The sequence below is a fragment of the Microbacterium sp. UMB0228 genome (assembly GCF_002871415.1).
GTDB lineage: Bacteria > Actinomycetota > Actinomycetes > Actinomycetales > Microbacteriaceae > Microbacterium.
Genome location: NZ_PNFU01000004.1, coordinates 277476 through 290988 on the forward strand (window position 1 = coordinate 277476; position 13513 = coordinate 290988).

General features: G+C 71.6%; 10 protein-coding genes. 6 read left to right on the plus strand and 4 right to left on the minus strand.

The features are described from left to right. Positions 1–18: 18 nt before the first annotated feature. The 4 genes from CJ226_RS11930 (at position 19) to CJ226_RS11945 (ending at position 5203) form a co-directional block, all read left to right on the plus strand. On the plus strand, positions 19–600 hold the full coding sequence (locus CJ226_RS11930; protein WP_025103557.1) for a DUF3000 domain-containing protein: 582 nt from the start codon (positions 19–21) through the stop codon (positions 598–600). After that, complete coding sequence (locus CJ226_RS11935) at positions 593–1786, plus strand: HRDC domain-containing protein (protein ID WP_102209284.1); 1194 nt, start codon at positions 593–595, stop codon at positions 1784–1786. Before CJ226_RS11930 ends, CJ226_RS11935 begins: the two co-directional genes overlap by 8 nt. A 73-nt stretch (positions 1787–1859) precedes the next feature. After that, positions 1860–3065 (plus strand): thiolase family protein, encoded by a 1206-nt coding sequence (locus CJ226_RS11940; RefSeq protein ID WP_071328680.1) that lies wholly within the window; start codon positions 1860–1862, stop codon positions 3063–3065. Then, on the plus strand, positions 3062–5203 hold the full coding sequence (locus CJ226_RS11945; protein ID WP_102209285.1) for a 3-hydroxyacyl-CoA dehydrogenase NAD-binding domain-containing protein: 2142 nt from the start codon (positions 3062–3064) through the stop codon (positions 5201–5203). Before CJ226_RS11940 ends, CJ226_RS11945 begins: the two co-directional genes overlap by 4 nt. On the opposite strand, the gene CJ226_RS11950 is transcribed toward CJ226_RS11945, so the two are convergent. Genes CJ226_RS11950 through CJ226_RS11960 form a run of 3 tightly spaced genes read right to left on the minus strand, consistent with a single transcriptional unit; the run spans position 5204 to position 9405 of the window. Next, a complete protein-coding gene (locus tag CJ226_RS11950) occupies positions 5204–6868 on the minus strand; it encodes a GMC oxidoreductase (RefSeq protein WP_102209286.1) in 1665 nt (554 codons plus the stop codon). Next, positions 6858–7772, minus strand: coding sequence for a YegS/Rv2252/BmrU family lipid kinase (locus CJ226_RS11955; RefSeq protein WP_102209287.1), 915 nt, complete (start codon positions 7770–7772; stop codon positions 6858–6860). The genes CJ226_RS11950 and CJ226_RS11955 overlap by 11 nt, the downstream gene beginning before the upstream one ends. Position 7773: 1 nt before the next feature. Beyond that, the gene (locus tag CJ226_RS11960) at positions 7774–9405 is read right to left on the minus strand and encodes an FAD-binding oxidoreductase (RefSeq protein ID WP_257996638.1); all 1632 of its coding nucleotides are present in this window, start codon (positions 9403–9405) and stop codon (positions 7774–7776) included. Positions 9406–9425: 20 nt separating this feature from the next. Between CJ226_RS11960 and CJ226_RS11965 the strand changes: the two genes are divergently transcribed. Together CJ226_RS11965 and CJ226_RS11970 are read left to right on the plus strand one after the other, a co-directional pair. Then, positions 9426–10034, plus strand: coding sequence for a TetR/AcrR family transcriptional regulator (locus CJ226_RS11965; RefSeq protein ID WP_062634421.1), 609 nt, complete (start codon positions 9426–9428; stop codon positions 10032–10034). Continuing rightward, complete coding sequence (locus CJ226_RS11970; RefSeq protein WP_102209289.1) at positions 10031–11473, plus strand: glycerol-3-phosphate dehydrogenase/oxidase; 1443 nt, start codon at positions 10031–10033, stop codon at positions 11471–11473. Before CJ226_RS11965 ends, CJ226_RS11970 begins: the two co-directional genes overlap by 4 nt. 28 nt (positions 11474–11501) lie before the next feature. Here CJ226_RS11970 and dxs read toward each other — a convergent pair whose 3' ends face one another. Beyond that, the gene (gene dxs, locus CJ226_RS11975) at positions 11502–13442 is read right to left on the minus strand and encodes a 1-deoxy-D-xylulose-5-phosphate synthase (RefSeq protein WP_102209290.1); all 1941 of its coding nucleotides are present in this window, start codon (positions 13440–13442) and stop codon (positions 11502–11504) included. Between the last annotated feature and the right edge of the window lie 71 nt (positions 13443–13513).

The following is a 13513-nucleotide window of genomic DNA, read 5'->3' on the forward strand; positions in this document are numbered from 1 at the left end:
CGACTCTAGCCTGTTGCCGTGACCGCACACCCCGAGGCCGGGACGCCCTTCGACGCCGCCGTCGCCGAACTGCGCGCGACCGCGTTCCGCGACGACATCGCGGTCCGTGAGATCCCCACGCCGCAGAATCTGGCCCCCTTCGCGATCGCCCTGTCCGCCGACGTCCGCCCGGGCGAGGACGGCGACTCCGTGTACGGGACCGGACGGTTCATCCTGCTGCACGATCCGGACGAGCCGGATGCCTGGGGCGGCGCCTGGCGCATCGTGATCTTCGCCCAGGCGCCACTCGAGACCGAGATCGGCACCGATCCCCTGCTCGCCGACGTCACCTGGTCGTGGCTCGTGGACGCGCTGGATTCCCGGGACGCGATCTACCATTCCCCCTCCGGCACGTCGACGAAGACGCTGTCGAAGGGATTCGGGGGCCTCGCCGACGAGGGCGACGGCGCACAGATAGAATTGCGGGCGTCCTGGACTCCGGAGGGCCCGTTCCGACCGCACGTCGAAGCATGGGCCGAGCTGGTCGGAATGCTGGCGGGGCTTCCGCCGGGTTCCGAGGGCATCGCCGTGATCGGCGCGCGAAAGGCTGTACGTGACTGAATACTCCGTGATCTCCGAAACCGAGGAGTTCCGTGCCGCCTGCGCTGCGCTCGCCGCAGGCACCGGCCCGGTCGCCGTCGATGTCGAGCGGGCGTCCGGCTTCCGCTACTCGCAGCGGGCGTATCTGGTCCAGGTGTTCCGGCGCGAGGCCGGGGTGTTCCTGTTCGACCCACCTGCGATCGGCGACTTCGCGCCCCTGCAGGAGGCCATCGGCGACGTCGAGTGGGTGCTCCACGCGGCCAGCCAGGACCTCCCGTCCCTGCGCGAGCTGCACCTGGAGCCGAAGGAGATCTTCGACACCGAGCTCGCGTCCCGTCTGCTCGGTCACGACCGGGTGGGTCTGGCCGCCGTCGTCGAGGACACGCTCGGCATCACCCTGAAGAAGGAGCACTCGGCGGCCGACTGGTCGACCCGTCCGCTGCCCGACTCCTGGCTGGACTATGCCGCGCTCGACGTGCTGCACCTCGTCGACGTCCGCGACGCCCTCGTCACCGAGCTGGAGGAACAAGGCAAGACCGCGTTCGCCGCGCAGGAGTTCGCCGCCACCCTGGCGCGCGCCCCGAAGGCACCGCGCGAAGACCCCTGGCGGCGGCTGAGCGGGCTCCACCAGGTGCGCGGCGCCCGCAACCTCGCCGTCGCCCGCGCCCTGTGGGAGGCGCGCGAGATGTACGCGCAGCAGCAGGACATCTCACCCGGACGCCTCGTTCCCGACCGCTCCCTCGTCGCCGCGGTCCTCGCCAACCCCGCCTCCAAGCAGGCTCTCGCGGGAGTCAAGGAGTTCCAGGGGCGCGCGAGCCGCACCCAGCTCGACCGCTGGTGGCAGGCGATCGTCGACGGCCGTGCCGCCGAGACGCTGCCGCGCGAGCGTGTGCCCAGCGACGCGCTCCCGCCGCCCCGTGCCTGGAGCGACCGCAACCCGGAGGCGGACGCCCGTCTGAAGGCCGCCCGTCCCGCCGTCGAGGCCGTCGCGGAGGAGCTGGGCATGCCCACCGAGAACCTCCTCACGCCCGAGTACCTGCGCCGCATCGCGTGGGACGGCCCTGGGACGACGGCGGAAGAGGTCGGCGCCGCGCTCTCCGCGCTCGGAGCCCGCCCCTGGCAGGTTGAACAGACTGCACAGAAGATCGCCGACGCCTTTGTAGAGGCGGCGCAATCGCCGGACACCACGTCCGCGACCGCTTCGTAGGTTCGATCCAACCGATTCCTCCCGGTTTCCGGCCGTTCATAGACTGAGGCCACCGCACTAACTTGGAGGCAGAGTGGCCGAGATCTCGGACGTCTTCTTCGTCGATGGAGTGCGCACCCCCTTCGGGCGCGCCGGCGAAAAGGGCATGTACTGGAACACCCGCGCGGATGACCTCGCCGTGAAGGCGACCATCGGCCTGATGGAGCGCAATGCGGCCGTACCGGCGGACCGCATCGACGATGTCGCCATCGCCGCGACGAGCCAGACCGGCGACCAGGGGCTCACCCTCGGGCGGTCGGTGGCGATCCTCGCCGGACTCCCCCAGACCGTCCCCGGACTCGCGGTGGAGCGCATGTGCGCCGGCGCGATGACGAGCGTGACGACCATGGGCGCCTCGATCGGCGTGGGCATGTACGACCTCGCCCTGGCGGGCGGCGTCGAGCACATGGGGCACCACCCGATCGGCGCGAACGCCGACCCCAACCCGCGTTTCGTGGCGGAGAAGATGGTCGACCCCGGAGCCCTCAACATGGGCGTCACCGCGGAGCGGATCTTCGACCGCTTCCCGCACCTCACCAAGGAGCGCTCCGACCGCTACGGCATGCGCAGCCAGCAGAAGGTGCAGGCCGCCTATGACGCCGGCAAGATCCAGCCGGATCTCGTGCCGGTCGCGATCAAGGGCGCCGACGGCGCCTGGGGCCTCGCCACCGAGGACGAGGGCCGCCGTCCGCAGACCACGATGGAGGACCTCGCCGGCCTCAAGACGCCGTTCCGTCCGCACGGCCGCGTCACCGCCGGAACGTCTTCGCCGCTCACCGACGGCGCGACGATGTCGCTGCTCGCCGGCGGCAGCGCCGTCAAGGAGCTCGGCCTCGCGCCGAAGATGCGGATGGTCTCGTTCGCCTTCGCCGGCGTGCAGCCGGAGATCATGGGCATCGGCCCGATCCCGTCGACCGAGAAGGCGCTCAAGAAGGCCGGCCTCGACATCTCCGACATCGGTCTGTTCGAGCTCAACGAGGCGTTCGCCATCCAGGTCATCTCCCTCCTCGATCACTTCGGCATCGACGACGACGACCCCCGGGTGAATCCGTGGGGCGGCGCGATCGCGGTCGGCCACCCGCTGGCCGCTTCCGGCGTCCGGCTCATGATCCAGCTCGCGGCGCAGTTCGCGGAGCGCCCCGACGTGCGCTACGGCCTGACGGCGATGTGCGTCGGTCTCGGCCAGGGCGGCTCGGTCATCTGGGAGAACCCGCACTACGACGGAAAGAAGAAGAAGTGAGCTACGACGACGTCGACTTCTCGCCCATCCAGGCGCTCACCGAGGGAGAGGTCGTCACGCACTCCCCCGTGCGCGACATCCGCCTCGCATCGGGCAAGGTCCTCGCCCTGATCACGCTGGACAACGGTCGTGACCACACCCGTCCGAACACCCTGGGTCCGGCCACCCTCACCGAACTCGGCGCGACGCTGGACGGCCTCACGGCCCGCGCGGCGGCCGGCGAGATCCAGGCGGTCGGCATCACCGGCAAGCAGTACATCATGGCCGCCGGCGCCGACCTCTCGGACATCAGCAAGGTCGGTTCGCGTGACAACGCGCGGCTGATCGCCCAGCTCGGCCACAAGGTACTCGGGAAGCTGAGCGAGCTCGGCGTGCCGTCGTTCGCGTTCGTGAACGGCCTGGCGCTCGGCGGCGGGCTGGAGATCGCCCTGAACTCCACGTACCGCACGGTCGACGCCTCTGCCGCGGCCGTGGCCCTGCCCGAGGTCTTCCTCGGCATCATCCCCGGGTGGGGCGGCGCCTACCTCCTGCCGAACCTCATCGGCATCGAGAACGCCCTCGAGGTGGTCATCTCCAACCCGCTCAAGCAGAACCGCATGCTGAAGCCGCAGCAGGCCTTCGACCTGGGCATCTTCGACGCCATCTTCCCCGCGGCGAACTACCTCGAGAACTCGCTCGCCTGGGCCGACGCGGTCCTCGGCGGCACGAAGGTCGTGCGCAAGAACGAGCCGGGCAAGATCGAGCGCCTCACCAAGTGGCCGATCGCCATCAAGATGGCGCGCGGCATGCTGGAGTCCAAGATCGGCACCGTGCCGAAGTCGCCGTACGCGGCTCTCGAGCTGCTCGACAAGGCGAAGAGCGGCACCAAGGCGGAAGGCTTCGCCCGGGAGGACGAGGCCCTGGCGGAACTGGTGACCGGCGATCAGTTCGCCGCGTCGATGTACGCCTTCGACCTCGTGCAGAAGCGCGCGAAGCGTCCGGTCGGCGCCCCTGACAAGGAGCTCGCGAAGAAGGTCACCAAGGTCGGCATCATCGGTGCGGGTCTCATGGCCAGCCAGTTCGCGCTGCTGTTCGTGCGCAAGCTCCAGGTACCCGTGCTGATCACCGACCTCGACCAGGCGCGCGTCGACAAGGGCGTCGCCTACATCCGCGAGGAGATCGGCAAGCTGGAGGCGAAGGGCCGCGTGGACGCGGACACCGCGAACAAGCTGCGCGGTCTCGTCACCGGCACGACCGACAAGAGCCTCTACGCGGACTGCGACTTCGTCATCGAGGCGGTCTTCGAAGAGGTCGGCGTCAAGCAGCAGGTCTTCGGCGAGATCGAGAAGATCGTCGCGGAGGACGCGGTGCTCGCCACGAACACCTCGTCGCTCTCGGTCGAGGAGATCGGCGCGAAACTCGCCCACCCGGAGCGGCTCGTCGGCTTCCACTTCTTCAATCCGGTCGCGGTCATGCCGCTGATCGAGATCGTGAAGACGCCGGCGACCGCCGACACCGCCCTGTCGACGGCGTTCGTCGTCGCCAAGAATCTCGGCAAGAACGCGGTCCTCACCGCCGACGCCCCGGGCTTCGTGGTGAACCGTCTGCTCGCGAAGGTCATGGGCGAGGCAGCGCGCGCCGTCTACGAGGGCACCCCCATCGCCGACGTCGAGAAGGCGTTCGCACCGCTCGGCCTGCCGATGGGCCCCTTCCAGCTCATCGACCTCGTCGGCTGGAAGGTTGCCGCGCACGTGCAGGACACGATGGTGCGCGCGTTCCCCGACCGGTTCTACGCGAACGAGAACTTCCACGCCCTGGCCGAGCTCGACCAGGTCGTCGAGAAGGACAAGGGCGGCCGTGTGGTCGGCTGGACGAAGCAGGCCGAGAAGGTCCTGGCGCCCGCCGTCGGCAAGAGCCCGGCGTCGGCCGCCACGATCCTGCAGCGCGTGCAGGACGGACTCGCGACCGAGATCAAGCTGATGCTCGACGAGGGCGTGGTGCCGGAGGTCGAGGACATCGACCTGTGCCTCATCCTCGGCGCCGGCTGGCCGTTCATCGATGGTGGGGCGTCGCCGTACCTCGACCGCGAGGGGGCCTCCGAGCGCGCATTCGGCGGCTCGTTCCACACTCCGCAGATCCGCGGTATCCAGAACCGCTGATCAGCTCTCCGCAGGGGGTCGCGCCGTGGGCGCGGCCCCCTGTGTCGTCCGCAGCGTCGGACGGGTATCCGGCTCGCCGTTGCGCGGCCAGTGCGACAGCGCGTGCTCCGCGAGGGCGGTGATGGTCAGGGACGGGTTCACCCCCGGATTCGCGGGCACAGCGGCGCCGTCGACGACGTGCAGCCCGGGGTGTCCCCAGACGCGCTGATACTCGTCCACGACACCGTCCTCCGGCGCACCGGAGATCACCGCTCCCCCGAGGAAGTGCGCGGTGAGCGGGATCCCGAAGACCTCGGGCCAGGAGCCGCGCGCCGCCGCGGGCACCCCGCCCTCGCGCTGCAGACGCGCGGCGATGGCTCGGGCAGCGCGATGCGCCTCGGGCAGGTGACTGGGGTTCGGCGCGCCATGCCCCTGGGCGCTCGTGAGCCGCGTCCGCCCGAGGCGACGCCGCAGGGACAGGGTGAGCGAGTTGTCGGCGGTCTGCATGACGAGCGCGATGATCCCCCGTTCGCTCCAGCGTCGGAGGGAGGCGAGGCGGAGGGCCTGCACGGGTCGGCGCAGCACCTGCCCCGCGAGTGCGGCGAGGCGGCCCGGCAGGGCGCGATCGCCGGGGACCAGCACGGTGGCGAGAGCGCCCATGAGGTTGGATCCCGGACCGTAGCGGACGTTCTCGACGTGGGTGCGGTCGTCCACGTGGAAAGAGGTGGTGATCGCCACGCCCCGCGCCAGCTCCACCCGTTCCGGCACCCGGACGGCGACGGCGCCGTCCAAGGCCTCCGAGTTCGTCCGCGTGAGCCGGCCCACGGCGTCGGAGATCCGCGGGAGCGCGCCCGACGCCTTCATCCGATGGAGGAGCTGCTGGGTGCCCCAGGTCCCCGCCGCCAGCACGACCTCTCGCGCGGTGACGGTCTGCTCACGCCGCCGGAACCAGGCACCGCTCCGCCGTGTCGTGACGGAGAAGCCGCCGTCCGGCAGCTCGCGCACCTCGGTGACGGTGCGCAGCGGCTCGATGACCGCCCCGCGGCGCTCGGCCAGGGCGAGGTAGTTCTTCACGAGGGTGTTCTTCGCGCCGACGCGGCAGCCGACCATGCAGTTCCCACAGAGCGTGCAGCCCGTGCGCTCGGGGCCCTCCCCGCCGAAGAACGGATCGGCGACCCGCTTCCCTGGTTCCCCGAACCACACGCCGACGGGTGCGCGGCGGAACGTCGCGCCCACCCCGAGGTCCTCCGCGGCTCCGGCCATGATCCGCTCGACCGGTCCGTCGTGCGGATAGCGGTCCACCACGCCGAGCATGCGCCGGGCTGTGGCATAGTGCGGGGCGAGCGCGGTGCGCCAGTCCCGGATCGATGCCCACTGCGGGTCGGCGAAGAACGCCGCGCCCGGTTCGTACAGCGTGTTGGCGTAGTTGAGCGACCCGCCGCCCACGCCCGCACCGGCGAGGATCATGACGTGCGGAAGCCGATGGATGCGCTGCACCCCGAAGCACCCGAGCGCCGGGGCCCAGAGGTAACGACGCACGTCCCAGCTGGTCTTCGCGAAGTCCTCGTCGGCGAATCGCCGCCCGGCCTCGAACACGCGGACGCGGTAGTCCTTCTCCGTGAGCCGGAGGGCCGCGACGGAGCCGCCGAAGCCCGAACCGACGATGACGACGTCCTCATCGAACATGCGCGTCCCTCCGCTCCGCCCGGGTCATGACGATCAGTGCGCCCGCGCGGATCGAGATCGTGCAGGTCTCCGCACCGACACGCTCGCCGTCCGCGTAGGCCACGAGACCCGGGGCGGCGACGGTGACCGTGCGGGCCCGGACGTGCCGCACCTCCCGGCGCGCCAGGTGCGTCCCGCGCAGGAGGAGCGGGAACAGTCGCACCAGGCGGAGGCGGCCGAGGGGACCCACGGCGACGATGTCGAGGGCGCCGTCGTCCGGGGCGGCGCCGATGCACACCGGCATCCCCCCGCCGTAGCTCGCGGTGTTCCCGACCGCGACGAGCGTGCCGGGTGCCGCCGTCTCCGGGCCGTCATCGACGCGGATCGTGAAGTCGAACGGGCGCAGCCGGACGAGCTCGACCAGCAGTGCGAGGTAGTACCGCAGCGCACCGGAGGGCCAGCGGAGGCGGTTGGTGCGGTCGCTCACGCGCGCATCGAAACCCAGCGCCGCCACGGTGAGGAAGAGGGAGGTGCCCGTCGACGTCCGCACCTCGCCGATGTCGATGGCACGGGGCACGCCGGTCAGCGCGAGCTCGACCGCCTCCGCCACGTCCGCGCGAGGCAGCCCGAGCGCGCGCGCGAGATCGTTCCCCGTGCCGGCGGGAACCACCGTCACCGGGACACCCGCCGCACACACGACCTCGAGGATGCCCGAGAGGGTGCCGTCGCCGCCCACGACGACGAGTCCGTCCGGCCCCGCGTCCAGGGCCACAGCGGCCAGCCGCCTCGTGTCGGCAGCCGAACGCCCGGCGTACACGCGCACGTCCGCCCCGCGCCGTCGGAGGTGAGCGAGCGCGTCGTCCGCGACCCGCTGCCCGCGGCCCTTGCCGGACAGCGGGTTCGACAGCACCGCGATGTGCCCCATCTCAGACGGTCGTCCCGGTCGGGACATCGGCGAGGACGGCGCCCGGGTTCATGATGCCGCGGGGATCGAGCTCCCGCTTCACGGCGGTGAGGATCCGCATGCCGGTGTCCCCGATCTCCTCCGCGAGCCACGGGGCGTGATCGCGACCCACGGCGTGATGGTGGCTGATGGTCCCGCCGTTCGCGAGGATCGCGTCGTTCACCCTCCCCTTCACGGCCGCCCACGCGCCGAGGGGGTCCCGTCGCAGCCCGGCGAGGACCGTGAAGTAGAGGGAGGCGCCCGTCGGATACACGTGGGAGACATGACACATGATGTACGAGCGGGCATCCGCCGCGTCGAAGCCGTCCCGCAGCGCCGCCTCGACGGCCTCCTTCAGAGTGCGCAGGTTCGACCAGGTGGTCGCGGTCTCCAGCGTCTCGCAGAACACTCCGGCATCGAGCAGAGCATCGCGCAGATACGGACCGTCGAAGCGTCCTGCGGCCCATTCCTCCGCGTCGTTGGTGCCGGCACTGCGGCCGCCTGCCGCGGCGAGGATCGCGGCGGTCCGGGCCCTGCGGCCGGCGGCGTCGTCGCCCTCGAACACCGTCACGACGCTCGCCCCCTTCGCGAGGGCCTTCCCGATCCGGCCGACCTGGGCGAGGCTCACCGCGGTCTCGGCTTCGTCGGAGAGCCGGATCACCGTGGGACCCGCACCCTGCTGCACCACCCGCCGCAGCGCATCGGCGCCACGGTCGAAGTCCGGGAAGGTCCACGACTCGAAGATCCGGTTCGTCGGCACCGGATGCACCCGGACCCGGACCTCGGTGATCACGCCGAAGATCCCCTCGGAGCCCAGGAAGAGGCGGACGAGGTCGGGGCCGGCAGCCGATCCCGGTGCGCGGCCGAGGTCGAGGTCCCCCGTAGGCGTCGCGACCCGGATCCCCGTCACCATCGCGTCGAAACGCCCGTTGCCCGCGGAGTTCTGTCCGGAGGATCGGGCGGCGGCGAAACCGCCGATCGTGGCGTACCGGAAGCTCTGCGGGAAGTGCCCGAGCTCGAACCCCTGGGCGCCGAGCAGCGCTTCGGCCTCCGGTCCGGTCGTGCCCGCCGCGAGAGTCGCCTGACCACTGAGCGGGTCGAGGTGGAGCAGCCCGGAGAGTCGACGCAGGTCCAGGCTGACGACGGCACGATGCCGGCCGGTCTCCGGATCCAGGGCACCGACCACGCTCGTTCCTCCGCCGAACGGGATGACGGCGATCCCGCGCTCCCCCGCCAGAGCGAGGCAGGCGCGCACGGCGTCATGGTCCGCAGGGAACACCACGGCGTCGGGCGCATCCTGCTCGGGATGCCGCCGTCGCAGAAGGTCGGGGGTGGAGCGTCCTCCGGCGTGCCGGAGGCGCACCGACGTCGTGACGTCCACCCCATCGGGGCCGACCACCGCCGCCAGCGCGTCGCGATCATCCGCGGTCAGTCGCGAGGGCCGCACCCGCACGTCATCCAGCCCCGGCGGACGGGGCGGACGGGGAACGCGGCCCAGCAGCAGGGGCAGCAGGCCGCGGACAGCGAGCGGGAGGTCTTTCGCCCGGTCCGGATCGCCCCAGCCGTTCCAGCGCATCTCGGGCCTGTCGGCCCCTCTGCCATTCGCCTGCTCCATGGGTTACAGTGTGACACATCATGGAACAACGTCAACCGCTCGCCGTGCGCTCGGAGATCCTCGCGCCGACCTGGGACGCCACGCAACGCCGGGTGCTCGACGCCGCCGACGACCTGCTCGTCCGCGCCGGCGTCCACGGGGTGACGATCGCTGCCCTCGCGCGTCGTTCCGGCCTCAGCCGGCCCACCATCTACCGGACGTGGCGGGATGCCGACGACGTCGTCCGGTCCGCGCTCCTCCGGCGGGTCGCCGACCTCCTCAGCCGGTTCCCCGCGACGACCGGCTCCCGGGACACGCTCGTCGCGGACGTGCTGCGGTTCACCTCCCTGTTCCGGGCCGACCCTGTGTACGGCCACCTCCTCGACGAGGAACCCGAGGCGTTCACGCGCTACACCCTGCACCGGGTGGGGTCCAGCCAGCGACTCATCCTCCAGTGGCTCGCCGACGCGATCGCGGCGGCGCAGGCCCAGGGCTCGGTGCGCGCGGGTGATCCCGGCGAGATCGCCGTCATGCTGCTCCTGATCGCCCAGTCCGCCGTGCTGTCGCACGGCACGGTGGCCGACCTCATCGACGAGAAGTCCTGGGAGCGCGAGCTCCGCGCCGCGCTGGACGGCCACCTCCGGCCATGACCTCCGCCCCGACCGCCCTCCACGCGGCCCGCCGCCGAAGCGATCTCGCCGCGGCGGCGGACGGCACCTGTGACGTCCTCGTGGTCGGCGGCGGGATCACCGGGACGGGCGTGGCCCTGGACGCCGCGTCGCGCGGTCTCCGGGTGACCCTGATCGAGGCGGAGGACCTCGCCTTCGGGACGAGCCGGTTCAGCTCGAAGCTCGTCCACGGCGGCCTGCGGTACCTCGCGACGGGCGACGTGGCGACGGCGCGCGAGAGTGCGCGGGAGCGGCATCTGCTGATGTCGGTGATCGCGCCCCACCTCATCCGTCCGCTCGGACAGCTGCTCCCGTTCGCCCCCGGTGTCAGCGGCCGCCAGCGGGGGGCCGGGGCGGCGGGGATGGCCATGGGCGACCTCCTCCGGCTGCAGGCGCGCACGAGCGCGAAGACCCTCCCCGGGCCGCACCCCGTCGGGACGGCGAAGGCGCTGCGCCTGTTCCCCGCCCTGAACCCCCGCGGACTGCGCGGCGGCATGGTCACGTACGACGGCCAGCTGTCCGATGACGCCGCCCTCGTCGTCGCGGTCGCGCGCACGGCGGCCGGTCTCGGCGCGCGGATCCTCACCAGGGTCCGCGCCGAGCGGCTGCACGCGGACGGCGCTGCAGCGACGGACACGCTCACCGGCGAACGCATCGATATCCGGGCGCGGACGGTCATCAACGCCACCGGGGTGTGGGCGGCGACCCTCGACGACGGCCTCACCCTGCGCCCGAGCCGCGGCACCCACATCGTCCTGGACGCTGCGGATCTCGGCGATCCGGCCGCGGCGCTGACCATCCCGCTGGAAGGTTCCATCAGCCGCTACGTGTTCGCCCTGCCACAGCGCGCCGGGCGTGTCATCGTCGGTCTCACCGATGTCGAGGCGCCGGGCCCCATCCCCTCCGTCGCCGAGCCCACCGAGGCCGAGATCGGCTTCCTCCTGGAGACACTGAACCGCCTGCTCGCGGTGCCGGTGGCGCCGGACCGCGTCCGCGGAGCCTTCGCCGGGCTCCGCCCGCTCGTCGACACCGGAGCGGCCGAGACCGCAGACGTCTCCCGTCGGCATCTCGTGCGCGCCTCCGCCTCGGGTGTCATCTCCGTTCTCGGCGGCAAGCTGACGACCTACCGGCGGATGGCCGAGGACGCCGTGGACCTGGCGGTGCGGCAGTACGGCCTCCGCGCCGGCCCCAGTGGCACCGCGACCCTGCGCCTGATCGACGATCCCGCACCGGGCGATGTCGTCGAGGGCGGCGCACTCTCCCGCGCCGCCGTCGAGCACGCTGTGCGTTCGGAGGGCGCGATGACCGCAGCCGATGTGCTCGACCGCCGCACGCGGATCGGGCTCGTCTCCGACGACCGCACCCGAGCCCTTCCGGCGGTGGAGCGGATCGTCGCCGAGACACTCGCCGACCTGCCCTGACCGGCAGCGGACGCCGGGGGATCCTCCGTCAGTGACGCTCGTGGAGCGGGAGCTCGATCGCGCCGGTCTCACCGGCGTGGCGGGCCTTCGGGATGCGGGTGCCCAGCACCTGCGCCACGACGTCCTGGGCGATCTTCGAGGCGGTGAGACCGGCGTCGGCGAGGATCTGATCACGTGACGCGTGGTCAATGAACTCGTCGGGAAGGCCCAGCTCGTCCACCGCCGTGTCGATCCCCGCCTCGCGGAGCACCTGCCGCACGCGGGTGCCGATGCCACCCACGCGGATGCCGTCCTCGAGCGTGATCACCAGGCGATGCCGCGCCGCCAGCTCGACCACCGAGGGTTGCACGGGGATCGCCCACCGCGGGTCGATCACGGTGGCGCCGATGCCCTGGGCGCGCAGCCGTTCCGCCACGTCGACGGCCAGCGCGGCGAACGGGCCGATGGCGACGATGAGGACGTCTTCGCCCTCGCCGCGCGCCAGCACGTCCACGCCGTCCGAGAGGCGCTCGAGCGCCGGCAGATCGGCCGAGACGTCGCCCTTCGGGAAGCGGATGACGGTCGGAGCGTCCTCGACGGCGACCGCTTCGTCCAACGCCTCGGTCAGACGCGCACCGTCACGGGGCGCCGCGATCCGGATGTGCGGGACGATCTGCAGCATGGCCAGATCCCACATGCCGTGGTGGCTCGGGCCGTCGGGACCTGTGACGCCGGCACGATCGAGCACGAAGGTCACGCCGGCGCGATGCAGCGCGACGTCCATGAGCACCTGGTCGAACGCCCGTCCCATGAACGTGGCGTACACGGCGACGACGGGGTGCAGGCCGCCGTACGCGAGTCCAGCGGCCGAGGCCACCGCGTGCTGCTCGGCGATGCCGACGTCGTAGACACGGTCGGGGAAGCGCTCTGCGAAGGGGGCGAGCCCGGTGGGCCGGAGCATCGCCGCGGTGATGGCGATCACGTCCGAGCGGCGCTCCCCGACCTTCACGAGGGCGTCGGAGAAGACGTCGGTCCACCCGCGGCCGCCCGAGGACAGCGTCTCCCCCGTCGTCGGGTCGATCTTGCCGACCGCGTGGAACTGGTCGGCCTCATCGTCGCGGGCCGGCTGATACCCGCGGCCCTTCTCGGTGATCGCGTGCACGATGACGGGTGCGCCGTAGGACTTCGCCAGCTCCAGGGTCTCCAGCAGCGCCGGAAGATCGTGGCCGTCCACGGGACCGAGGTACTTGATGTCGAGGTTGGAGTACAGGGCCTCGTTGTTGGTGAACCGCGAGAGGAATCCGTGGGTGCCGCCGCGCACGCCGCGGAACACCGCTCGACCCACCGGCCCGAACGCGCGGAAGAGGCGATCGGACTTGTGGTGGAGATCCTTGTACGCCGCCGCGGTGCGGACCCGGTTCAGGAAGCGGGACATGCCGCCGATGGTCGGCGCGTAGGAGCGGCCGTTGTCGTTGACGACGATCACGAGGTTGCGGTCGTTGTCGTCGGAGATGTTGTTCAGCGCCTCCCACGTCATGCCGCCGGTCAGCGCGCCGTCGCCGACGACCGCGACCACGTGTCGGTCCGCGCGGCCGGTGGCGGTGAGCGCTCGGGACACGCCGTCGGCCCAGCTCAGCGAGCTGGAGGCGTGAGAGGACTCGACGACGTCGTGCGGGCTCTCCGCACGCTGCGGGTAGCCCGCGAGCCCCTCCCGGACGCGCAGCTTCGAGAAGTCCTGCCGGCCGGTGAGGATCTTGTGGACATAGGACTGGTGGCCGGTGTCGAAGATGAAGGGGTCATCCGGCGAGGAGAACACACGGTGCAGGGCGATCGTGAGCTCCACGACACCGAGGTTCGGACCGAGGTGCCCACCCGTCTGCGAGACGTTCTCGACGAGGAAAGCCCGGATCTCCGCGGCGAGTTCTTCCAATTGCTCCGGCGAGAGCCGATCAAGATCGCGCGGTCCAGAGATGCTCGGAAGAATGGGCATCTGCGCCTCCTCACAGGCCTCGACAGAGCGTCCGAACGGGTGCGGACGCCTTCCCGATCCTACCGCTCGGA